We start from the raw sequence: 21,380 nt of genomic DNA, 5'->3' as shown, positions 1-21,380 counted from the left end.
GCAACCATTATGCTTAAAAAAACGCACCCCAATTTATGGGATGCGTGGGAGAATTAAAAGGAGACAGCCACTTTTTCTGCTTTCTCCAGCCCTTCTTCAATGATGCTTTCCGCCTTGTCCGGGAATTGGTTATGCCCTTCAATGACGAGCGTCGTAATGTCTGAAATGCCCCAGAAACCAAGAATGTTTTCCACGTAATTGACCGCCATCTCTGCCGATTGCGCCGGTCCTTCAGAATAAACACCGCCTCGGGCGTTCAACACAGCCACTTTTTTATCAGGAAGCAGCCCAACAGGTCCTTCCGCTGTATAACGGAACGTTTTACCTGCCTGAGCCAGATAATCAAAGTACGTGTGAAGAACAGCCGGTATCGTAAAGTTCCACAATGGGAAAGCGAAAACGACTTTGTCCGCTTCCAGGAACTGGTTTAAATACCCATTGACCGTCTTCGTGGCGGCTTCTTCGTTCGGAGTCAGTTCCATCCCTTGGGACAGTTTGAACATACCGTTGATTTTATCGGTATTGTAGTACCCGAGATTTTCTTCAAACAGATCCAGCTCTTCAATTTCGTGATCCGGATGATTCTCTTTATAATGGTCCAGGAACGTGTGATACAGCTTCACACTCACGGATTGTTCAATTGGTCTAGAATTCGCTTTAACAAACAATACTTTTGTCATTAAAAATCCCTCCAGCATCTATTCAGGCCTTCTGCCTATTTAATTTGAATTCATAATGTTGCTATACATACTATATAACAATCATCATATTAATCGTCTTCGTTGAATATGTCAATCATCACGCACTCAGGGATGCACATACGACATAATACCCATTTTTATCCAAGTTGGTTTAACAGGAAGAAAACCCGGCTATAGAGCTAATGTGCGCACAGGAAATCATTAAATGGAAAGGATGTATACACATGGCAGATCGTTATAAGACAGGCGAAAAAGCTCCGGAATCAGGTACGTATGAATTTGATGGTTTAGCCGATGGCCGCAAGAACAATAACGTTACAGAAGATGAAAAACATATCGAACTCAGCAGCGGTGATACATTCCCACCTCTCCGTTCAAGTAAGGAAGCAGCCTATTGGAAAAAAGCCAAATAAAAAGAAACCTGAACCCCTTTCATAACTGGGTTCAGGTTTTTTTCTTCCCCTGGATCACTTTAAACCGACTGCCTTTGGCGCCTGGTTTCTCTTCAAATGACGTGATGGCGGCCCTCACACCGATGGAAAGGGAGCCATCGGCCTCTACTAAAAATAAGGTTCCCGGTTCTTTCACCTCAACGGAACGAACGTTATGCCTTGCAAAAAGCGCCTGCAGCTCGTGGATCAGTTCTGTTTTCCCATATGTGAAACCCATTTGTGATCACTCCTCGTCTAGTCTTGTTACTAGTAGGGTATGTAGAAGAAATAGAAACATGCCACTTCTCTATGATAAGAGAACCGTTGAAAGGCACGGTCGTTGACATATCGATAATCCTCGATTAATATAGGCCTATGAAAAATTACATCGATATCTTTAAAGTATTAGCCAACCAGACAAGATTGGATATGCTTATGTGGTTGAAAAATCCTGAAAAACACTTCGATAAGCCGACCGCTCATCTATCTAAGAACATCAATGAAAAAGGCGGCGTCTGCGTCGGAGATATTCAGGAAAAAGCCGCCCTTTCGCAGTCAACCGTCTCCCACTACCTGGCGATGATGCAGCATGCCGGCCTGCTGGAATCCGAACGCCATGGCAAATGGACCTATTACCGGAGACGTGAGGAAAAAATTGAGGAAGTCGCGGAATTTATAAAAAGAGAGCTGTAAGCTCTTTTTTTACCACCTATATATCGATAATTTTAGATATGTAGATATGAGTTCAAAGGAGGAACTTTTCCTATGAAAATCTGGATTTATTTCATTGCTCTGATGGCAGGCATTTCCCTCAGTATCGAAGGAGCTGTTTATGGAGAACTCGGAAAGACCATTGGAAAACTTGAAAGCAGCTTTTATAATTTCGCAGCCGGATCCATCATACTTGGACTTATTGTACTCTTTTTTGGTAAAGGAAGACTTTCTGCCGCAGCCGAAGCACCCCGGTGGCAGATGACCGGTGGACTGCTGGGTATCATCTATCTGACGGTTTTAATTTTTGCCATCCCCGTTGTAGGTGTCGGCGCGGCCATGATCAGCGTCATTGTCGGACAGCTGCTTATGAGTCTGCTGATTGAATCGAGAGGATGGCTCGGAAGCCGGGCTGCTCCTGTTCCTAAAGAAAAAATCTTTGCTGTCGTCCTGATGACCATTTCACTGTTTCTCATTTATTAAAGGAGGGTTCTTATGGGCCTGTTCATTCTCGCAGCCTCCGTGGCGGGAGGCACACTACTCAGTTCACAAAGCTCCATCAATGGAGCATTAAGCAGAAAATCCGGCACGTATGAAACGACCTTTTTCACTTTTATAACAGGGGCTCTCATGCTTGCTCTGCTCGTCCTTTTCTTTGGCGGCGGCGACGTTATGAAAATTCTGGAGGCTCCCGCCTGGCAGCTGAGCGCCGTGTGGTTCGGTGTCGGTTACATGTTTCTGACCGTCCTCGCTGTTCCACAGATCGGTGTCATGGCCACCAACATTGCCACCATCATCGGACAGCTCGGCACCGGAATGCTGATCGATCACTTCGGATGGTTCGGCGGGCTTCGAATTCCCCTGGACGGAGAGCGTATCACAACATTCGCCCTTCTAACCGCCGCCCTTTGGCTGATGTATAAAGCCGATAAAAAACAGATCAAAGGGACATAAAATTTGTAGAAGTTTGTAACCTTCTGTATAATCTATCACTATGAATCAGACCTTCCACTATAGTGGAAGGTCTCTTATGCTGAATACAACGTTTTTGTCAAACCTGAATGAAAAGATCGAAGGCGTCCGGGCTGAAATGTATGAAGCCTATGAAGATGGACGCAGCTATGAAGAACTCCTCAAAATCTCCCAGGAGCTTGATGACCTGTTAAATCGTTTAGAACAAATAACAAAATAAAAAGGATGCCTGACTCACAGGCATCCTCAGCTTGTAGAGAAACCCCTGTTTCTTTACAAGCTTTTTTCTTTCTTACCGCCAGGAGCGAAAGCCCCTTCCCTTTCCGCGGACGAGGGCCCGAGCTTCCTCGCAACACCCACGCTCGGCGATCTCGGACCACTCGTTCTTCCGCAGGAGTGGAAGGGGCACCGCTCCTTGGGAGTTCTTTAACATCGATAAAGACTCTCCTTTACCCCGCTCACCCTTGTTGGATGGAGGACAATCTTTTTCATATTCCAGCAGGCAGCCATCATCGGCGCCTGTTCTTTCCCTTTTTGTTTTCCACGCAAGCGGCCATAGCGCAGCCCATGCCGTTCTTTTGAATCTGCGAACCTGCATAGGGCACAGTCTCTCTTCTCTCTATTCTAGCGTCGGAACGAGGAGCGTTCAGTGGTGATGCCTGCGGGAACAGCACGGGCCGAAGATCCACTTGGGGAGGCGACCTTCCTGACCAAGTCAGCTGAGGGCGTGCCCGCGGCATTCATCCACCGATAAGCGGTGACCCTTTACATGGCAAATGGTCAACTCTAACAGGTTGACACAGGCATCCTTTTTCATGCAGATATGACTTTATTTCTCCCCGAGTGTTTCGCCTCATATAACGACTCATCCGCTTTTTCCAATAGTTCCTTCGCTGTCGACACATGGTCAGGATATGTACTCACCCCAATAGAGACCGTAATGGAAATCTTTTCTCCATCAGGCAGGAGAAACGCTTGATGTTCTACCGTTCGCCGAATTTTCTCTGCTTTCGCCCTGCCGGCTTCGTTGCTGCAGTCCAAAAGGATAACGGTGAACTCTTCTCCACCGTTTCTGGATACGATATCAAAGGATCGGGTTATTTCATTCAAGGTGCTCCCCAGCTGGCGCAGCACTTCATCACCCGCCGCGTGCCCATAGGTGTCGTTCACGCGCTTAAAGAAATCAATGTCGATGGCAAGCAGGGTCAACGCTTCCTCTTTTTCCACGGCGTTCCTCACACTATCGTTCCAGAGGCGGTCAAACTCCCTTACATTATATAATCCCGTCAAATAATCGACGGATGACTGCTCTTCATACGTTTTAAAAAGATAATGAGACCTCCGCAGGTAATGGACGAGGTAGGAAGCCAGCATCCCACCGATAAATGAAATCAGCCAGTAGATGGGAATGAGAAACTGCAGTGTGCCCCAGTCTCTGACCACCAAGGAAATGACAATCGAAAAGACGATGTTCGACCAGAGCAGCATTTGAAAGGAGGATTCGAGCGGGCTCTCCCTGTGATGAAGCTTCCGGTACAGCCACATATAACCGATGAACAAGAAAATCATTAAGATGACAGCGGCCATTGAAGAAAGATTGACCCCGTATAACAAACGTCCGGAAGCAATAATGACAGCACTCAACAAAGCCGGGCGGATGCCTATGTATAAAATCAGAAGGATGACCGGGAGGTGACGAAGATCGATAATCGTCTGCTCAGTCACTTGTATGGAAAAGTACATCAGCAGCATGCCAAGCAATCCGCCTGCCACCCCGTCGATCCACTGACTGTTCTGTTTTGAAACCGCAGGCAGCAGCTTCGTCCATCGAAACTGCAGATACATAAAAACGAGGGCAATGACGATGCAGATATTAATAAAAAATTCCTGAATGATCACAAACACTCTTATCCCTCTTTTCCTTTTTGCATCCCTTTGTTCTATTATCGACATTTCCTAACAGATTTGTCTATGAAAATTGTCCCCCCTATGTAAAAGAAGATGTACAAAACATGTACAAACCTGTACATTATGGTCTTTCTTCCTATTACAAAATCAGTCATTTTGTGGTAATAATAGAGTATAAACAACGACGATTATAAGAAACAGATTCTGCGGTTCAGGTCGTTTCCTTTTGTGAAAGGAAGGGTATACGTATCAAAATAAAATAAACGAGACACGATGAACTGTGATTTCTAATGTGGGCACTTGAATCACAGGGAGTGAGTAGTGCAACCGGCTCCGCTCAGGAGGCATAACCATGAGTAAAACACCCCCGCGTCCTATGGAAAGCAGCGACGATAACAAAAACCACTTCGTTCACCTGAACGCTTCGTCGATCAAGACCTTGTCGGACCCCCTTCTCCTTCTGACCTACCGTCAGGCTGCTGAGATGGGACTGGATCAAGACTTCCTTTCCCTTATCTGCAGGGAGTTGAAAGACAGGGGGTTCTCCATTGAATGCTCCTCTAGCTACGGATGACAATGGATAATTTATAGCTCACCCGTTGATTGAGTTCTACCAGCCATTCATCCAGGACCTCATTGGAAGGAAAACGGCATTCCAATAAATAGCACCCCTCCCCGCTGATTTTATAATTATTCCTTACGAATGATGGATGGTTCTCGAGAAATGTAAAATAAGGCTGATGATTCAGGCTGTCTGTGTAGATATTCAAAAAGCAGTGGACAGGATAGCCCATCTTCTTTTCGTTCACGCGGACGGTATAGGATTCAATCAGCCCTTCGTCTTCTAATTTCAAGACTCTTGATGCTGCGGCCTGTCCTGTGAGATGGACATGTGCACCCAGCTCCTTCATCGTCATCCGGCCATCTTTCTTCAGCTCTTCTATAATTTTCTCATCCGTTTTGTCCATGACTTCTGCCTTCCTTTCATATTTCAACTCTTTTCAGCCAAACACTTGATTAATATGGTGTACTCCTATTTCCCTTCATAGTACGCTATTGTCAACAGAGATAAAAGGAGGAAGCCTTTATGAAAATCAAGCTGATTCGAAATGCAACATTACTGGTGAGCTATGGAGGAAAAACCTTTTTAATCGATCCATTCCTTTCCTCACAGGGAGCCATGCCGGCTTTCCCGGATACGCCCCATCAGGATTTAAGGAACCCGACCGCCCCCCTGCCTGTCGATGCCCAAAGTCTGACCGATGTGGACGCTGTCTTCATCACTCATCTTCATCCTGATCATTTTGATGAGGAAGCAAAGGACGTTCTCCCCAAGCAAACGCCCCTGTTCGCTCAAAATGAAGAAGATGTGAGTGCGGTGCAGGACGCCGGATTCACCCACGTCCACTCCTTCCAAAATGGCGTGGATATGGAAGGGATCCGCATTACCCGTACCCCGGGACGGCACGGGTCGGAAGAAATGACAGCTATGACAGGAAAGGTGTCCGGTCTCCTTTTTGAAGCAGAAGGTGAAAAAAGTCTTTATATTGCCGGGGACACGGTCTGGTATGAAGAAGTCGAACAGACGCTGTCCTCCCGCCGTCCTGATGTGATCGTCGTGAACGCGGGTGCCGCTCAATTTTTAGAGGGCGGGCCGATAACGATGACGAAAGAAGATGTCACAGCTGCCGCCCAGGCGGCACCGGAGTCTGAGATTCTCGCTGTGCACATGGAATCCCTGAACCACTGCCTGTTAACGAGAGAAGAGTTGAAGTCTTATACGAGCGGTTATCCGTCTATTCACATCCCTGAGGATGGCGAGACGCTCACCTTTTGATCCTTTCCCCTCCGGACCTGCCGGAGGGTTTTTTTATGCCTGACAAAAAGAACAGCCACAACTTCCACCATTATCCAACATCGTTTTACGTTATGTTAATTGTCAGACAATTCAGATGTTGATATAGTGATAAAAACAAAGGAGGCGATGATTGTTGCAGATCAATCAGGACAGGTATAAAGACCATCTCATGACACTTGCGGAGATCGGAAAAATTGGAGAAACGGGCGTCAACCGGCTCGCCCATTCCAAGGATGACCGGAAAGCGGTTGATGTCGTACAAGGATGGATGGAAGAAGCCGGGCTGACGACAAGGATTGATGGTTTCGGCAATCTGATCGGTCGTATGGAGGGCACCGAGCCTGATCAGCCTATTCTCATGATGGGGTCCCACATTGATTCCCAGCCGTACGGGGGCCGTTTTGACGGGACCGCCGGAGCTCTTGGAGCGATTGAAGTTGTACATACAATGAAAGAGCAAAACATAAAGCCGGTTCGCACGATAGAAGTGATCTGCTTTGCTGATGAAGAAGGTTCCCGATTCAACAAAGGTGTATTTGGTGTACGCGGCCTCATCGGCCAGCTCGAGGAAGGGGAGATACTCCGGAAAGATAAAACCGGGATGACCCGGCTCGAAGCTTTAAGGGAATTCGGTGTCGAACCGGATGTATCGGAAAGTCCCGTCTACAAGCCGGGCGATATTGAAGCCTTTTTAGAGCTTCATATTGAACAGGGGCCTGTCCTTGAATCAAAGGATAAGCCTGTAGGCATCGTGTCAGCCATCTCCGGGCCGATCTGGCTTACGGTGACTCTGGAAGGCTTCGCCGGCCATGCCGGATCTGTACCGATGCATTTACGACAGGATGCCATGCTCGGGGCTGCCATCATTACAAAAGAATTCAATGAACTTGTCCGCAGGGAAGGAACACCAAATACCGTAGGAACGGTCGGAAGCATCCAGAATTTCCCGAATTCAAGAAACATCATTGCCGAAAAGGTCGAGTTCACCATTGATTTGAGGGACATCGACCTGGACGCGAGAAACCGCCTGGAAGAAAAACTCTATCAATTAATTGAGAAAACGAGTAAAGAACACAACCTCGAGTACTCCATTACAGAAGATACCAAGAGTGATCCCCGTTACTGCGCGGACTGGATTAAAGAGATTATGAAAAAACACGATGATGAGCTTGGTTATCAATCTCCAACCCTCATGAGCGGTCCGTTTCACGACGCCTTGTTTATGTCCTATATCAGTGATTACGGCATGATCTTCGTCCGCTGTGAAAAAGGGATCAGCCACAACCCGCTGGAATACGCAGAAATGGAAGATTTACAAAAAGGTGTGGAGCTGCTTTATCATACAGCGGTGGAAATTTCCGGAGCTTAGAAAGGTGGCACGTATGCAGGCAGACAAAATTTTTATGAACGGAGAAATTGTCACAGCGGACGAACATTTCCATGTGTATGAGGCCCTGGCCGTCCAGGGGGATAGCATCCTCACAACGGGAACGAACGACGAAATCATGAAAACCGCCGGCGCCCATACAGAGGTTGTCGACCTGAAGGGCAGAACGCTCATGCCCGGATTCATTGACGCTCATGCCCACCTCGAGCTTTACGGAACAAATGCCCTCGGTGTCAATTGTAAAAAACCCCCGACGATTCCTGACGTTCTGAAGGCACTGAAAGAAAGGGCTGGAAACACCCCGGATGGTCACTGGGTGCGGGGATGGGGCTACAATCAAAACGAACTGGCTGAGAACCGGCATCTAACGAGGTGGGACTTGGACAAAGTGTCCACCTCCCATCCGATCATAGTCGTGCGGACGTGCGGGCATATCTCCTGCGTAAACAGCAAAGCCCTGGAGATGGCAGGAATCGAGGATTCCACTCCAGATCCGGCGGGCGGGTCTTACCACAAAATCGACGGACAGTTGAGCGGCCTGCTGCTGGAAGCCGCTCATATGACTGTCTTTCAGCACGCCGATTACAGCGAAGAAGAGGTACTTCACGGACTGGCGCTTGCTTCTCAGGACTTTTTATCCTACGGCATTACAAGTGTTCATGACGCCGGCGGTTATGGGACGAAGCATATCCGCTATTTACAGCAGGCTGTCCAGAAAGGCATCGTGAAGCAGCGCATCTATGCACTGTACGGTTCCCTGTCCAACGCTCCGGAAATGGTCCGCGCAGGACTGGAAAGCGGCATTTCAACAGGCCTTGGGGATGAATGGTTCAAAATTGGACCCGCGAAACTGTTTATCGATGGGAGCAGCAGCGGTCCTACCTGCCGAACAAGAGACCCCTATAACAGCGACCCCGAAGACAGAGGAATGTTATACCTCTCCCAGGATCAACTGGACGGACCACTTCTGGAGGCCCACCATCGTGGCTGGCAGATCACCGCTCATGCGATGGGCGATGAAGCCGTGGATATGATGCTGCACACCATTGAGCGAGCGCTCGATCATGCACCAGCATCCTCCCCGCGCCACCGGATTGAGCATGCAGGAATTGCACCTTCCGACCTCGTCAGACGGATTCGAAATACCAGAGCGGTTCCAATTCCGAATCCATCGTTCCTCTATGAATTCGGCGACGGCTATGAGCATGATTACGGAGAACGCATCAACCATATGTTCCCATTAAAAAGCTATACGGATCAACACATTCCATACGCCGTTGGTTCCGACAGTCCGATTACCACTCCAAATCCTTTTTACGGTCTGTATGCAGCGGTTACCAGGCGCAGTAAAAGCGGCCGGATCATAGGAGAAAACCAGGCCTCTCCACTTGAGGAAGTGATCCGGGCTTATACGTGGGGCGGCGCTTACGCCTCGCATGAAGAACACAGGAAAGGAACGCTGGAACCAGGCAAAGCGGCCGACCTTATTATCCTCGATCGTTCCATTATGAATTGTCCTGTTTCCGAGCTTCCCGGCATACAGGTGGAAAACACCACCCTGAATGGAAAAACCGTATATACATTGCAAAAGGAGGACGTCTATTGAGTAAACAACGTTTTATAAAAATTTACTGCCTTTCATTAAGCATTCCTTTCCTGTTGATGGTTTTCCCGCTTTTCACCATCGGGAACCGGGAGACCCCCTTCATTATGGGCCTCCCCTTCTCGGTATTCTGGGTGATTTTCTGGATCTTGATCACCTTTGTCATTGTACTATTCCTTTACCGTCTGGATCCGGACAAAGACGAAAAGGGGGTCCAGTAAATGGCTCAGTGGCAGATTGCAATGATTATGATGATTGCTTATCTCGTGATCGCTTTATTGATCGGTGTGCTTGCCGGCCGCAATCAGGATAAGCAGTCTCTGGAAGAATTCACGACAGCTAAAGGAAATCTCGGTCTTTTCGTCATGTGGTTCTTAATGGGAGGAGCCGTCTTCAGTGCCTTCTCCTTTCTCGGGGCTCCAGGGTGGGCTTTCTCCCGGGGGGCTCCAGCGCTTTATATCATCACCTACACCGCTTTTGCTATTTTACCGTGGTATATTATCGGTCCGAAAATCGGCCGGATCGGACGGAAACATAACATTTATACCGTCGCCGGCTTCATGCAGCTGCGTTATTCCAGCCGCATACTGGCCATGATGATCGGAATCATCGCTCTGCTCGCTTCGATCCAGTATCTGGCGACTCAGATGAAAGGCATGGCCTATATCTTCAGCATTATGACTGAGGGCCGTATTCCTTTCTGGCTCGGTGCCTTGCTGTCCTACGGCATTGTCGTCGTCTATGTGGCGACCGGCGGTCTGCGGGCTGCCGCCTGGTCAGATGTTTTCCAGGGCATTCTCATGATCGTCATTTCCTGGACGGTCGGATTGACGATTGTGAATCAGCTGCACAGCAGTGTTCCTGATATGTTCAGGAATTTAACAGAGACCGCTCCGGGCTTCCTTCAGATCGGTGCCGAAGGATCGACGATGAGTGCGATGGCTTATACGACGACGATTCTCGTTTCCACCATCGGCTTTCTTATGTGGCCGCATTTATTTTCTAAATCCTATGCCACAAAAGCGCGGACGATAAAGAAGACGGTACTCGTCTATCCTGTATTCGCCCTGTTCTTGATTCCTTTGTTGTTTGTCGGATTTTCAGCTGTCAATGTCATTGATCCGTCCCAAATCGGATCACCCGACGAAATTCTCCCTTATTTGATCACGACGGTCCTTACCCTGCCAGGCTGGGTGTACGGCCTTGTCGGAGCCGGTGCCCTGGCAGCAGCCATGAGTACAGCCGATGCCATCACTCACAGCGCTTCCCTCGAATTTACCGACGGGTTTGTAAAGAATATCAAGCGTGATCTTTCCTCCAAAACCACCCTTTTAATCATGCGGATCGGTGTGTTTGTCATTGGTGGACTCGCCTATGTAATTACTGTTTTTGGAGGCCAAGGATTGATTGCCCTCCTGCTCGGTGCATACGGATCGATCGTCCAGTTCGCCCCGGGCGTATACGGAGCGCTCTATTCGAAAAAAGTCACAGAACCCGCGGTCATTACAGGGTTGATCACCGGTACAGTCGTGAACTATTATTTCCAGCTCGTCGCACCGACTACACCGCTGGATATTAACCCAGGCATCCTCGGCCTGATCTGCAACATCGGTCTTGTCGTCATCATCAGCGGATTCACACAAGGAAAGGAGCTTCCGATGGCGGAAGAGTACCGCAAAGTCGGATCCTGACAGCTGCAGAACAGATGTCCAGCTTTTTTATCTCATAAAAAACGCATCCCTCTCCACTGAGGGATGCGTTTTCATTTTTACGTACGGATCAGATTATGGGGATCCAGTACGAATTTCTTAGCGGCTCCCCCATCAAACTCCTCATAGCCGCGCGGGGCTTCATCCAGACCAATGACGGTGGCATTGACCGCTTTCGCAATGTCGGCTTTTCCTTTCAATATCGACATCATCAATCCGTGATGATACTGCATGACAGGCGTCTGCCCGGTCGCAAACGACTGCGCTTTGGCCCAGCCTAGCCCGAAATCGAGCTTAAGCAGTCCACGCCGTGCATCTTCCTCAGAGGCCCCGGGATCCTCTGTTACATAAAGACCAGGAATCCCGAGTCCGCCCCCTGCTTTTGTTGCGTCCATAATGGAGTTCAAGACCGCTGCCGGTGCTTCCTGATGGTTGTGGCCGTGAGCTTCAAAACCGACACAGTCTACAGCCGCATCCACTTCAGGGACACCGAGGATCTGTTCGATTTGTTCAGAGATATTGTCATGATTACCAACGTTGATCGTTTCACAGCCGAAGCTCTCCGCCTGCGCCAGCCGTTCGTCAATCAAGTCACCGACGATGACAACGGACGCACCGAGAAGCTGGGCGGAGTGAGCAGCAGCCAGGCCGACAGGACCCGCGCCGGCGATATATACAGTGGAACCCATTTTCACACCCGCTTTATAGGCGCCGTGAAATCCCGTCGGAAAAATGTCCGAGAGCATCGTTAAATCAAGGATTTTCTCCATCGCTTCGTCTTTATCCGGAAACTTGAGAACCTGAAAATCTGCGTAAGGCACCATCACATATTCCGCCTGGCCGCCTACCCATCCCCCCATGTCGACATAACCGTACGCCGAGCCAGGTCGGTCGGGATTCACATGCAGGCAGATGTGGGTTTTCCCTTCAATACAATTGCGGCACCTCCCGCACGCAATGTTAAAAGGTACAGATACCAGATCCCCTTTTTTGACAAACTCGACATCTCTTCCTGTTTCAATGACTTCTCCTGTAATTTCGTGGCCGAGCACGAGTCCTTCCGGTGCCGTCGTCCGTCCGCGGACCATATGCTGGTCACTTCCACAGATGTTGGTGGAGACGACTTTTAAAATGACTCCATGTTCACACTTGCGCCCGACATTCTTCGGATTCACACCCGGTCCATCTTTCAGGACAAGTTCGGGGAATTCGATTTCCTTGACCGTTACGCCGCCATTTCCTGTGTACGCTACCGCCCGGTTGTTTGTAGCCATTGCGTTCCTCCTCAAAATAATAAACTCCCTTAAGCGTCGACTGCTGAGCTTCGTGACATGATTTAAAGATATAACATGTATTATTTTCCCATTTCACCCATAATTAAAACAATATTCTGTCATTTTTTCACAAAAAAAGACCCGCCTGTCCAGCGGATCTTGAAGGTTTAGAACATTTCTGCGGCATCCTTGGCTTTCGCTTCAGCTGTCGACTTTATTTCCCCGGCTTTGTCAGGCATAGCCGCATGCCCTTCAACGAACAACCCTTCAATCGAGGGAATACCGAAAAACTGCATGACAGTCTTGAGGTACCGATGCCCCATTTCCATTCCTGCAGCCGGGCCTTCAGAATAAATACCACCGCACGCCTGGATATGGAAGGCTTTCTTATCCGTCAGCAGACCAACAGGACCTTCCTCTGTGTATTGGAAAGCTTTTCCTGCCACTGCTACGGAATCAATATAAGCTTTCATAACCGGTGGAAAAAAGAAATTCCACATCGGTGTTACAAAGACATATTTATCAGCGCTCGTAAACTGATCACTTAATTCCTTCAGGCGGGACACTTTTCTCTTCTCATCCGGGGTGAGTTCACCTCCGGACTGCAGCTTCCCCCAGCCACTGAAAATATCCGCATCGATGTGAGGGATGGACTCCTTGTACAAATCAATCGGCGTAACCGTATCTTCTGGGTTTGCGGTTTTATACTGCTCGATAAATGCCTTGCCGACACTCATGCTGTAAGAAGCAGTTTCATCATGAGGGTGGGCGGTTATATACAGCACTTCAGCCATGGTTCATCGTTCCTTTCCATTCTCTGATGCTCATTAGTGTGCAGCAAAGAAGGAAACTTACTACAACCGAGAAGCAATAAATTATGGAAAGAAGAGCGGAATGATCACTCCAAGGCATAAAAAACAGCCTGTAGGAAAACAGAAGCTTTCTACAGGCTGGGGCCAACTTTATGAAGTTTCTTCTTACAACGATTCGTCCTCTTGATTCACATATGGATTACCGGAAAGATGACGGCTGACGTCCTTTGGAATCACAACTTCCTCCGGCTGCTCATACTTTTCCTTTGATTGAACACTTCCATCGTAATGATAAGGTGCATCCTTCATGCGGCACGCCTCCTCTGCATTTCTGTTAGCATGCGTGCTTGAAGAGCGGGCTATACAGAGCCCTTACATTTTCAAGGCGATGTTTTTCAGTTGTGTATAGTTTCTTAAAGCTTCCAGCCCCTTCTCTCTGCCAAAACCACTCTTGCCGTAACCGCCAAAAGGCATCTGTATCCCACCGCCGGCACCGTAATTATTAATGAAAATCTGCCCAGCCTTCACTTTTTCCGCCAGCTTATGGGCACGGGATACATCCTTCGTCCAAATACCCGTGACAAGTCCATACTCGGTGCTGTTGGCAAGATCAGCCGCTTCCTCATCCGTTTCAAAGGTGAACACAGAGAGGACCGGGCCGAACACTTCCTCTTGGGCTATCTCACTTTCAGGCCGCAGACCGTCGATAATCGTCGGCTTGAAATAACAGCCTCCAGGTGCCTCTGAGACGTGCGCACGTGTACCACCAAGCAGAAACGTCCCCCCATCTGCCTCCACCTTCTTCATAAAATCCTCAATCCGCCGGCACTGCTGCTCGGATAAAATCGGACCGATATCCGGGTCGCTTTCTCCAGGTCCCAAGCTCAAATGGTTCATTCGATGGATCACCTTCTCTACGAACGAAGCTCTGCAGTCCGCATGAACGAGCAGGCGGGAACCTGCGGAGCATGTCTGGCCGGCATTTTGAATGATCGATTTGACCACCCATTCGACCGCTTCGTCCAGCGGGGCATCCGGAAATACGATGTTCGGAGATTTCCCTCCAAGCTCAAGGGTCACAGGGACGATATTTTCTGCGGCAGCTTTCATCACCTTCGTCCCGGTCGGCACCGATCCTGTGAAAGTGACGTGGTTGATATCATTATGAGAAGCAAGGGACGCCCCTGCGGTGTGTCCTTCTCCAAGGACGATATTCACGACTCCTTCAGGAAAGCCTGCCTGCTGGAGAATCATCCCAAGCTCTACAGCAGTCAGAGGCGTCTGTTCCGCCGGCTTCATGACGACCGTATTGCCTGCAGCTAAAGCGGCTGCGCAGCTTCTCGAGGCCACTTGAAGCGGATAGTTCCAAGGAATGATGTGAGCCGTAACGCCCACAGGCTCACGAAGGGTGTAGTCAAGCACCCCCGGTTCAATCGGAATCGTTTCCCCGTGGATTTTATCGGCGGCTCCCCCATAAAACTCAAAATAACGGGCCGCTGCCTCCACATCCGCCCTTCCCTGTGAAATCGGCTTTCCCGTATCAATCGTCTCTAGACGGGCGAGCGACTCTTTATTCTCCCTGATTACTTCAGCCACTCTCATAAGCATCTGTCCACGTTCATAGGGCTTGACCAACGGCCAGTCTCCTGCACTAAAAGCATTTCTTGCTGCCGATACGGCCAGATCAATATCCTCTTTGCTGCTTGCGGGAGCATCGGCGATCACTTCTCCAGTCGAAGGATTATGTATATCCATCCGTGCACCGGCAGAAGGTTCTGACCAGACACCATTGATTAAGTTCTTAAGTATGCGCACATTCATTTCCCCCTTTATAATCCGCGGCCGCCATCAATGGAAAAAACACCGCCGGTCGTCATACGTGCTTCATCAGAAACGAGGTATACGACGGCATGGGCAATATCATCAGGGTCGATCAGCTTCCCGAGTGGGACAGACTGCTGAAACACCTCCCTCTTTGTATCATCCATATTCTCTCCGGGCTGGACAAATTCCCCGAGCATACCGGTATCAGACGGACCGGGGTGAATGACGTTGACCCGGATGCTGTGAGGAGCAAGCTCAATAGCAAGGGCTTTCGAAAAAGCCGTCACAGCTCCTTTGGAAGCAATGTAGGCACTGAGGCCGGGTCTCACCCGTTCAACGGCAATGGAGGCAACATTCACAATAACTCCGCCCTGCTGTTTTTTCAGATAAGGAACAGCGGCCCGGCACATGAGAAAGGCCGCTTTGGCATTGACATTCATAATGGCATCCCAGAATTCCGTCGTGACTTCCTCAAGAGGAGCTGCAGCCTGGGCCATCCCGGCAGCGTTGACGATGCCATCAATCCGCTCAGAATATGCAGCTGCCGAATCCACCACACGCTTCACGTCTTCTTCCTTCGTCAAATCCGCCTCAACAAACTGAAAGGCCCTATCCTTCAAATCTTCCATGTCCCGACAGCGGAGGTCCACAGCGGTTACAGACGCCCCTTCGTCCATCAATCTGGAAATGACCGCCTGTCCCATTCCTCCGGAAGCACCGGTTACAATGAAATGTCTATCTTTGACTCTCACCTCAACATTCCTCCTTTAGGTCTGGGCATGGATGGCACGAATGATGGCGTCCCCCATATCTGCCGTACTTGATTTTCCACCAAGGTCGGGTGTACGTATGTCCTGTTCCGCAAGAACAGACTCCATCCCATTCATCACCATGTCGCTTAAATCAGGCCGTCCGTTATGTTCCAGCATTAATGCCGCCGACCAGATCTGGGCAACAGGGTTGGCCATGCCTTTTCCTGATATATCCGGGGCTGACCCGTGGATGGGTTCAAACATGGATGGGAAACGGCCTTCCGGATTCAAGTTTGCTGAAGGTGATAAGCCGAGGCCGCCCACAAGTCCTGCCCCGAGATCTGTTAATATATCCCCGAATAGATTGGATGCAATAACAACTTCAAAAGATTCCGGACGGTTAATAAAGTAGGCCGCCAGCGCATCAATATAAACAGAGGAGAGCTGAATATCCGGGTACTGCTGTCCAACTTCGCGGACGACATCGTCCCACAGCTTCATCGTATGAATGATGGCATTGGATTTCGTGGCGCTTGTAACGGTCTTCTTTCCGTGCTTTCTCGCGTAGGCAAAACCATAGTCGCTCAGTCTCCGAATCCCGGCCTTCGTCATGACCGTCGTCTGTACCGCCATCTCCTGATCCGTCCGATCATACATACGGCCGCCCATGTGGGAGTATTCTCCTTCCGCATTCTCGCGGAAGACGACGAAATCAATCGGGTCTCTCCTGTACAGCGGAGAAGCAACCCCTTTCAATTGTTTCACCGGCCGTACGTTGACGTACTGCTGAAACTGCTTACGGATCGGCATGATCAAATCCCAGATGGTCACTTCATCTGGTACCCGGGCGTCTCCGATGGCTCCAAATAAGATCGCATCGAAATGCTGTAAATAATCAAGGGCCCCTTCAGGCATCATCCGACCGGTTTCCATATAGTAGGCACTGCTCCATGGCAGCTCTTCCATTTCCAGTTGAAACCCCGAATCCAGAGAAGACAGGGTATTCAACACTTTAAGCGCTTCATTCATCACTTCCGGACCTATGCCGTCCCCCGCCATGACTGCAAGCTTCATGACTCTTTCGGCTCCTCAAGAAATTCAAGCGCCGTCTGACGGTACAACTGGGTCGTTTCAACAAGGTCACAGATGTCAATGTATTCATCCACTTGGTGTGGAACTTCCCGGTCTCCTCCACCCGTGGTCAAAATCGGGATGCCGGCAAGGTGTAGAAACGTTCCGTCGGTGGCCCCGGGCACGCCGTTGTACACCGGCTCTTTTCCTGTTACTTTTTTGTAAGCTTCCGCCACTGCGGTCACGACAGGATCCTGCCGGTCGGTCTTCGTCCACGGACGTTCCTCCAGCACTTCCATTTCTGCATGAAACCCGGCATCCCCTTCCATCGTCCGGTCGAGAATCTGCTGAATATCCTGCTTTAACGCCTCATGATCCTGTCCTGGAATCGTGCGGATATCCAGCGTTGTTCTGCACTGTTCAGGCACAACATTGATCTGAGGCTCCCCGGATACCGGTGCCTGCAGGATCGTCGGCGTAATGCTCGGCCATCCCAGCAGTTCATGTCTGCCGGTTCTCTCCTTTTCTCTCTGCTCAAGCTGGTCCAGAGCGACAATGATTTGTGCCATTCTTGTATTCGGATTTAAGCCTGAGAGCGGCATCGCTCCATGCGCCTGCCGGCCGTAAGCATCAATCTGGATCCTCATCGCTCCTTTTTGAGCGGTACAAAGCTGGTTTTCCTCCGGTTCACAAATGACAGCGCCATCCACACCGCTCGCCCACCCATTTTCAATAAAATGCTTGATGCCGATCATCATGCCTTCTTCATCACATGGAATACAGAGAATGATTTTTCCAGTCAGCGATTCTTTGTCCTTAATCAAAGAGTGAACTGCGGTGATAGCGCAGGCCAGGTTGCCTTTTGTGTCATTGGTGCCTCTGCCATACATCCGGCCTTCGACGATTTCAGCCCCGAACGGATCATATGACCAGCGAGCAGGATCCCCTTCTGTAACGACGTCGGTATGACCCTCAAACAACAAGGTTTTCCCCGGCTTTCCGGTATCATAAATTCCGATGACATTCGGACGCCCCGGCGCTGCCTCCTCTACATGGACTTCAAGTCCCATCCGCTCCAGATACGCAGCAGCAAAGTGAGCGGTTTTTTCTTCGTTCCCATCCTTTACCCCCGGACGGTAGACACTTGGTATCCTTACAAGCGCCTGCGTCAAATCGACCACTTCTTTTGTATCGCGCTCCACACGTGCTTTTTCATCAATCAAGATCATTTCATCCACTCCTCTATGCACTCCATAGTTTGGTAATGACTTCATCCTGAACCTTGGCATGATGTTTCATCGTGATGAGACTGACAAGGACATAGGCAGCGAACGACAACAGCACCGGCATAGCAACCGTATGCATTCCAAAAGCATTCGGCATGAATGAATGGAATATAATATAGCTTCCGACCCCGGTAATAATCGAGGCCATCGCTCCGCCTGCATTGCCTTTTTTCCAATACAGGCCCATAATCACCGGCCAGATAAAGGCCGCCTCCAATCCACCGAAGGAGAATAAATTCAACCAGATCAGCAGTTCGGGCGGGTTAACGGCCATGGCAAATACGAGCAGACCGATGACGGTCGTGACACCGATACTGATTTTCTTAATCGTGCGGTCGTCTGCCTCCGGCTTCACATAATTCAAGTACACATCCTTAACGACAGCGGAGCTGACCAGCAGCAGCAGGGAGTCGACCGTTGACATGATCGCGGCCATCGGTGCGGCCAGAACGATTCCGGCAAGCCAGGCCGGCAGCACTTCCATCGCAATTCTCGGCATGACCGTATCTCCCACTTCTATGCCTGGAAGCACGGACCGGGCAAATACCCCCGTCAAGTGCATGCCGAGCATAATGAACCCTACGACAACGGTTCCGATCAACAGGGCCCTGTGCATCCCTTTTGAACTTTTATAAGACATGGCACGGACAGCCACCTGGGGCAGACCGACGACACCAACACCTACTAAAATCCAGAAGGATGATACATAGAGCGGTGTGAGAGACTGATCAGCACCATACGGCGAAATCAGATTCGGATTCTCTGCTGCCAGGTCAGATATAATCGGACCGATTCCGCCTCCTGCAATGATGGTCCCTATCAGAATGACCAGCGTCCCGAAGAACATGACAACGCCCTGGACGGTATCGGTAATCGCTACGGCGCGGAAGCCTCCGATAATGACGTAGACAAGGACCGATACCGCAAAAATGAATAAGGCTGCTGTATAGGAAAGCCCCGTCAGCGATTCAATCAGCCGGGCACCGCCCACCCACTGGGCCGCCATAGCTGAAAACAGAAACAGGATAATGCTGATCGCTGACAAAATGACGACCCACTTATTCTGATAGCGTTCCTTCAGGAAATCGATCAGGGTGACAGCTTTGATCTTCCTTGCCATAATGGCGAATTTCTTACCAAGCACCGATAAGACGAAATATCCTGTAGCAAGCTGTGTCATGGACAGAAGCACCCAGCCGAGTCCCATCGTATAGGCAACTCCAGGTCCGCCGATAAAGCTGCTCGCGCTGCCGTATGTAGCAATCATTGTCATCGCAAGGATAAAACCGCCCAGCTGCCGGCTGCCAAGGAAATATTCCTGCAGGAAATTGGATGTCGTCTTCAAATGATTCGAAGCGTAAAAACCGATACAGAAAATAATAACGAGAAAAACTAAAAGAGGTACGACAACAGCCCAGTTCATGATTCATCCTCCTCATCCAGCGGAACTTCCTTATAAAAATATTTCACAGCCAGAATAACGAGAAGAGTGATAACCACAGTGGTTACAACACAGCTGTAAAAGAACCAGTCCGGAAGACCGAAAATGTAATTGTACTCGGATACCGGCTTTGATCCCAGTCCGTACGCTGAGCCGAACCACATGAGAAAGTTGAGGATGACAAGACCAACGCCGATCAGCGCTTCCCTGTCCGCCACCCGGTACCGAGGGTCCTCCTCAAACGGTTTTTTTTGTTTCATATAGATCCTCCTTTATCTATTACCTACAACCTATTTCGCCATATAACCCTTTTCCGATCCATAATTTTCAGATATATTTGAATTGGAAGATTATTATTAATCCTAGCATGGAATAGTAAGGAACACATTAGACATCAGGGCAATTCTCAGCATCAACCCATGTACATGATGTAAAAACATACAGGAGGCTGATTCTTTCTATGTCCACGATGATGTTTACGGTTCACGATATGCTGAAGCGCCCCCAGTTCAAGCATGCGTCCATCCTGGCCGGCCGCGGCGGGCTCCAGAAGGCCGTTTCCTGGGCGCACATTCTTGAATTGACGAAAGTGAAACACCTGCTGCATGGCAGCGAATGTGTCATGACGACAGGAATCGGATGGGGAAAGGAATTGCAGCATGCCCGTTCCTTCCTTGAACAGCTTATCGAAAAAAAAGTGACCTGTCTCTGCATAGAACTCGGCGATTACATCACCCATCTTCCATCCCCACTCCTGCAGCTGGCAGACGACCATGACCTTCCCGTTCTCGTGTTTAATCAGGAGGTCCGGTTTATCGATATCTCCAAAGATATCAACCAGCTGATCCTTCAGTCCTCAAGGCTCATGCCCCGCCAGGAAAACTGGGTCAGCCGCTGGCTCGAAGGCTCCATGACTGAAAAAGAGGCGGTGCCCTATCTTAAGAAAACCATGGGAAGCCGCGGGGCCTGGGGCATTCCGTGTTTGTTGACCGGATATGATGACAGCATCCCCTACCAGCGGGACATTTTCCAATCTTTTTTTCAACAAGAAGGCTTTCACCCTCTGACCGTGCAGAATCGTGATGAACTCGTCCTCCTGCTTCTGGATGAACGAAAGGAACAAGTTCCGGAACGTCTGTTCAAGTCCTTGCAGGCAATGAAGGAAAAAGTGCGCAGTATGTATCATACCATCAGCTGCGGGCCTTTGTTTACAAATCTATCAGAAATCACTCCTGCCATGCGCTGTGCACAAGAAGCCGCCCACATCCAGGCCGCTTTTCAGCTTGAGATTCCCTTCTATGAGAAACTCCACCCGTGGCGGCTGATCATAGAGGACGATAAACGAGGCCGCCTTGAATCATTCATTCAAGATACACTGGGGGATGTGCTTGCCTATGACGAGGCGCATGATACCGATCTTCTTGAGACACTCCGTGCCTATCTGGAAAGCTATGGATCAAAGAAGGATACCGCTGAACGTCTTTTCATCGTGCGGCAGACGCTCTACCACAGAATTCAGAAACTCGAAGAAATCCTTGGTTCCCACTTCCTCCGATCCGATCAGCGAATCGCCCTGGAAATGGCTCTTCTCGGGTGGCAGTACATACAAAGCCCGGTCCGCTCCTGAGAGCGGACCTTTT

Annotated in this window: 25 protein-coding genes, 1 pseudogene and 1 riboswitch; of the genes and pseudogenes, 12 read left to right on the top strand and 14 right to left on the bottom strand. The window is 49.6% G+C overall.

Features of this window, described 5'->3' with window-relative positions; translation table 11 throughout:
• Window positions 1-53: 53 nt before the first annotated feature.
• Window positions 54-680 (bottom strand): FMN-dependent NADH-azoreductase, encoded by a 627-nt coding sequence (locus ACXAJH_RS16635; RefSeq protein WP_474967965.1) that lies wholly within the window; start codon window positions 678-680, stop codon window positions 54-56.
• A 245-nt stretch (window positions 681-925) separates the two neighbouring features.
• On the opposite strand from ACXAJH_RS16635, the gene ACXAJH_RS16630 reads away from it, so the two are divergent.
• Window positions 926-1,114: a YjzC family protein gene (locus ACXAJH_RS16630; protein WP_027953645.1), complete on the top strand. Its 189-nt coding sequence runs from the start codon at window positions 926-928 to the stop codon at window positions 1,112-1,114.
• Between the two features lie 31 nt (window positions 1,115-1,145).
• Here ACXAJH_RS16630 and ACXAJH_RS16625 read toward each other — a convergent pair whose 3' ends face one another.
• On the bottom strand, window positions 1,146-1,370 hold the full coding sequence (locus tag ACXAJH_RS16625; RefSeq protein ID WP_474994600.1) for a hypothetical protein: 225 nt from the start codon (window positions 1,368-1,370) through the stop codon (window positions 1,146-1,148).
• Window positions 1,371-1,507: 137 nt separating this feature from the next.
• On the opposite strand from ACXAJH_RS16625, the gene ACXAJH_RS16620 reads away from it, so the two are divergent.
• From ACXAJH_RS16620 to ACXAJH_RS16605, 4 genes are all read left to right on the top strand, one after another.
• Entirely contained in the window at window positions 1,508-1,825 is a 318-nt protein-coding gene (locus ACXAJH_RS16620) for an ArsR/SmtB family transcription factor (protein WP_474967962.1), read from the top strand.
• 72 nt (window positions 1,826-1,897) lie between these two features.
• Entirely contained in the window at window positions 1,898-2,326 is a 429-nt protein-coding gene (locus ACXAJH_RS16615; protein ID WP_474994599.1) for a DMT family transporter, read from the top strand.
• 12 nt (window positions 2,327-2,338) lie between these two features.
• Window positions 2,339-2,797 carry a DMT family transporter gene (locus ACXAJH_RS16610; protein WP_474994597.1) on the top strand — a complete coding sequence of 153 codons (459 nt, stop codon included), beginning with the start codon at window positions 2,339-2,341 and terminating at the stop codon, window positions 2,795-2,797.
• Between the two features lie 76 nt (window positions 2,798-2,873).
• Entirely contained in the window at window positions 2,874-3,035 is a 162-nt protein-coding gene (locus ACXAJH_RS16605) for a Spo0E family sporulation regulatory protein-aspartic acid phosphatase (RefSeq protein WP_474994596.1), read from the top strand.
• Window positions 3,036-3,241: 206 nt separating this feature from the next.
• Here the strand turns inward: ACXAJH_RS16605 and ACXAJH_RS16600 are convergent.
• Both ACXAJH_RS16600 and ACXAJH_RS16595 read right to left on the bottom strand, forming a co-directional pair.
• A pseudogene (locus tag ACXAJH_RS16600) lies at window positions 3,242-3,406 on the bottom strand (IS5/IS1182 family transposase); the annotation flags it as partial.
• Window positions 3,407-3,628: 222 nt separating this feature from the next.
• Entirely contained in the window at window positions 3,629-4,720 is a 1,092-nt protein-coding gene (locus ACXAJH_RS16595) for a diguanylate cyclase (RefSeq protein WP_474994594.1), read from the bottom strand.
• 261 nt (window positions 4,721-4,981) lie between these two features.
• Window positions 4,982-5,065, top strand: a riboswitch (cyclic di-GMP riboswitch).
• A 10-nt stretch (window positions 5,066-5,075) separates the two neighbouring features.
• Between ACXAJH_RS16595 and sda the strand changes: the two genes are divergently transcribed.
• Window positions 5,076-5,297, top strand: a complete 222-nt coding sequence (sda, locus tag ACXAJH_RS16590; protein WP_474967957.1) for a sporulation histidine kinase inhibitor Sda — start codon at window positions 5,076-5,078, stop codon at window positions 5,295-5,297.
• Here the strand turns inward: sda and ACXAJH_RS16585 are convergent.
• On the bottom strand, window positions 5,284-5,691 hold the full coding sequence (locus tag ACXAJH_RS16585) for an Lrp/AsnC family transcriptional regulator (protein WP_474967956.1): 408 nt from the start codon (window positions 5,689-5,691) through the stop codon (window positions 5,284-5,286). The two genes, sda and ACXAJH_RS16585, sit on opposite strands and share 14 nt — an antisense overlap.
• 119 nt (window positions 5,692-5,810) lie before the next feature.
• On the opposite strand from ACXAJH_RS16585, the gene ACXAJH_RS16580 reads away from it, so the two are divergent.
• The 5 genes from ACXAJH_RS16580 to ACXAJH_RS16560 all read left to right on the top strand — a co-directional run bounded on the left by ACXAJH_RS16580 (window position 5,811) and on the right by ACXAJH_RS16560 (window position 11,262).
• Window positions 5,811-6,560 (top strand): MBL fold metallo-hydrolase, encoded by a 750-nt coding sequence (locus ACXAJH_RS16580; protein ID WP_474991401.1) that lies wholly within the window; start codon window positions 5,811-5,813, stop codon window positions 6,558-6,560.
• Between the two features lie 154 nt (window positions 6,561-6,714).
• Window positions 6,715-7,950, top strand: coding sequence for a hydantoinase/carbamoylase family amidase (locus ACXAJH_RS16575; protein WP_474971797.1), 1,236 nt, complete (start codon window positions 6,715-6,717; stop codon window positions 7,948-7,950).
• A 13-nt stretch (window positions 7,951-7,963) separates the two neighbouring features.
• Entirely contained in the window at window positions 7,964-9,574 is a 1,611-nt protein-coding gene (locus ACXAJH_RS16570) for an amidohydrolase (protein ID WP_474994593.1), read from the top strand.
• Window positions 9,571-9,792: a DUF3311 domain-containing protein gene (locus ACXAJH_RS16565; RefSeq protein ID WP_474967952.1), complete on the top strand. Its 222-nt coding sequence runs from the start codon at window positions 9,571-9,573 to the stop codon at window positions 9,790-9,792. Before ACXAJH_RS16570 ends, ACXAJH_RS16565 begins: the two co-directional genes overlap by 4 nt.
• Window positions 9,793-11,262 (top strand): sodium:solute symporter family protein, encoded by a 1,470-nt coding sequence (locus tag ACXAJH_RS16560; protein WP_474994591.1) that lies wholly within the window; start codon window positions 9,793-9,795, stop codon window positions 11,260-11,262.
• Between the two features lie 77 nt (window positions 11,263-11,339).
• On the opposite strand, the gene fdhA is transcribed toward ACXAJH_RS16560, so the two are convergent.
• The 9 genes from fdhA to ACXAJH_RS16515 form a co-directional block, all read right to left on the bottom strand.
• Window positions 11,340-12,554: a formaldehyde dehydrogenase, glutathione-independent gene (fdhA, locus tag ACXAJH_RS16555; protein WP_474991398.1), complete on the bottom strand. Its 1,215-nt coding sequence runs from the start codon at window positions 12,552-12,554 to the stop codon at window positions 11,340-11,342.
• 167 nt (window positions 12,555-12,721) lie between these two features.
• Window positions 12,722-13,348, bottom strand: coding sequence for an FMN-dependent NADH-azoreductase (locus ACXAJH_RS16550; RefSeq protein ID WP_474994589.1), 627 nt, complete (start codon window positions 13,346-13,348; stop codon window positions 12,722-12,724).
• 183 nt (window positions 13,349-13,531) lie between these two features.
• Window positions 13,532-13,675, bottom strand: a complete 144-nt coding sequence (locus ACXAJH_RS16545; RefSeq protein WP_474994587.1) for a hypothetical protein — start codon at window positions 13,673-13,675, stop codon at window positions 13,532-13,534.
• Window positions 13,676-13,738: 63 nt separating this feature from the next.
• Complete coding sequence (locus tag ACXAJH_RS16540; RefSeq protein ID WP_474994586.1) at window positions 13,739-15,187, bottom strand: aldehyde dehydrogenase family protein; 1,449 nt, start codon at window positions 15,185-15,187, stop codon at window positions 13,739-13,741.
• An 8-nt stretch (window positions 15,188-15,195) separates the two neighbouring features.
• A complete protein-coding gene (locus tag ACXAJH_RS16535; RefSeq protein WP_474994585.1) occupies window positions 15,196-15,942 on the bottom strand; it encodes an SDR family NAD(P)-dependent oxidoreductase in 747 nt (248 codons plus the stop codon).
• Between the two features lie 15 nt (window positions 15,943-15,957).
• On the bottom strand, window positions 15,958-17,016 hold the full coding sequence (locus ACXAJH_RS16530; protein ID WP_474994584.1) for a tartrate dehydrogenase: 1,059 nt from the start codon (window positions 17,014-17,016) through the stop codon (window positions 15,958-15,960).
• Complete coding sequence (locus ACXAJH_RS16525) at window positions 17,013-18,242, bottom strand: M20 family metallopeptidase (protein WP_474994582.1); 1,230 nt, start codon at window positions 18,240-18,242, stop codon at window positions 17,013-17,015. Before ACXAJH_RS16525 ends, ACXAJH_RS16530 begins: the two co-directional genes overlap by 4 nt.
• 13 nt (window positions 18,243-18,255) lie before the next feature.
• Window positions 18,256-19,722, bottom strand: a complete 1,467-nt coding sequence (panF, locus tag ACXAJH_RS16520) for a sodium/pantothenate symporter (protein ID WP_474967944.1) — start codon at window positions 19,720-19,722, stop codon at window positions 18,256-18,258.
• Window positions 19,719-20,000, bottom strand: coding sequence for a YhdT family protein (locus ACXAJH_RS16515; RefSeq protein WP_474967943.1), 282 nt, complete (start codon window positions 19,998-20,000; stop codon window positions 19,719-19,721). Before ACXAJH_RS16515 ends, panF begins: the two co-directional genes overlap by 4 nt.
• A 200-nt stretch (window positions 20,001-20,200) precedes the next feature.
• Here ACXAJH_RS16515 and ACXAJH_RS16510 point away from each other — a divergent pair, with 200 nt between their 5' ends.
• Window positions 20,201-21,367, top strand: a complete 1,167-nt coding sequence (locus ACXAJH_RS16510; RefSeq protein WP_474971805.1) for a PucR family transcriptional regulator — start codon at window positions 20,201-20,203, stop codon at window positions 21,365-21,367.
• Window positions 21,368-21,380 lie beyond the last annotated feature (13 nt).

The sequence above is a fragment of the Halobacillus sp. ABD4_316 genome (assembly GCF_056161385.1).
Note: the sequence above shows the minus strand (reverse complement) of the source record. Positions and strands in the feature narration are given on the sequence as shown.

Coding starts and splice junctions, on each gene's coding strand:
- ACXAJH_RS16635 (WP_474967965.1), bottom strand. CDS start 680: ATGACAAAAGTATTGTTTGTTAAAGCGAATTCTAGACCAATTGAACAA.
- ACXAJH_RS16630 (WP_027953645.1), top strand. CDS start 926: ATGGCAGATCGTTATAAGACAGGCGAAAAAGCTCCGGAATCAGGTACG.
- ACXAJH_RS16625 (WP_474994600.1), bottom strand. CDS start 1,370: ATGGGTTTCACATATGGGAAAACAGAACTGATCCACGAGCTGCAGGCG.
- ACXAJH_RS16620 (WP_474967962.1), top strand. CDS start 1,508: ATGAAAAATTACATCGATATCTTTAAAGTATTAGCCAACCAGACAAGA.
- ACXAJH_RS16615 (WP_474994599.1), top strand. CDS start 1,898: ATGAAAATCTGGATTTATTTCATTGCTCTGATGGCAGGCATTTCCCTC.
- ACXAJH_RS16610 (WP_474994597.1), top strand. CDS start 2,339: ATGGGCCTGTTCATTCTCGCAGCCTCCGTGGCGGGAGGCACACTACTC.
- ACXAJH_RS16605 (WP_474994596.1), top strand. CDS start 2,874: ATGCTGAATACAACGTTTTTGTCAAACCTGAATGAAAAGATCGAAGGC.
- sda (WP_474967957.1), top strand. CDS start 5,076: ATGAGTAAAACACCCCCGCGTCCTATGGAAAGCAGCGACGATAACAAA.
- ACXAJH_RS16585 (WP_474967956.1), bottom strand. CDS start 5,691: ATGGACAAAACGGATGAGAAAATTATAGAAGAGCTGAAGAAAGATGGC.
- ACXAJH_RS16580 (WP_474991401.1), top strand. CDS start 5,811: ATGAAAATCAAGCTGATTCGAAATGCAACATTACTGGTGAGCTATGGA.
- ACXAJH_RS16570 (WP_474994593.1), top strand. CDS start 7,964: ATGCAGGCAGACAAAATTTTTATGAACGGAGAAATTGTCACAGCGGAC.
- ACXAJH_RS16560 (WP_474994591.1), top strand. CDS start 9,793: ATGGCTCAGTGGCAGATTGCAATGATTATGATGATTGCTTATCTCGTG.
- fdhA (WP_474991398.1), bottom strand. CDS start 12,554: ATGGCTACAAACAACCGGGCGGTAGCGTACACAGGAAATGGCGGCGTA.
- ACXAJH_RS16550 (WP_474994589.1), bottom strand. CDS start 13,348: ATGGCTGAAGTGCTGTATATAACCGCCCACCCTCATGATGAAACTGCT.
- ACXAJH_RS16545 (WP_474994587.1), bottom strand. CDS start 13,675: ATGAAGGATGCACCTTATCATTACGATGGAAGTGTTCAATCAAAGGAA.
- ACXAJH_RS16540 (WP_474994586.1), bottom strand. CDS start 15,187: ATGAATGTGCGCATACTTAAGAACTTAATCAATGGTGTCTGGTCAGAA.
- ACXAJH_RS16530 (WP_474994584.1), bottom strand. CDS start 17,016: ATGAAGCTTGCAGTCATGGCGGGGGACGGCATAGGTCCGGAAGTGATG.
- ACXAJH_RS16525 (WP_474994582.1), bottom strand. CDS start 18,242: ATGATCTTGATTGATGAAAAAGCACGTGTGGAGCGCGATACAAAAGAA.
- panF (WP_474967944.1), bottom strand. CDS start 19,722: ATGAACTGGGCTGTTGTCGTACCTCTTTTAGTTTTTCTCGTTATTATT.
- ACXAJH_RS16515 (WP_474967943.1), bottom strand. CDS start 20,000: ATGAAACAAAAAAAACCGTTTGAGGAGGACCCTCGGTACCGGGTGGCG.
- ACXAJH_RS16510 (WP_474971805.1), top strand. CDS start 20,201: ATGTCCACGATGATGTTTACGGTTCACGATATGCTGAAGCGCCCCCAG.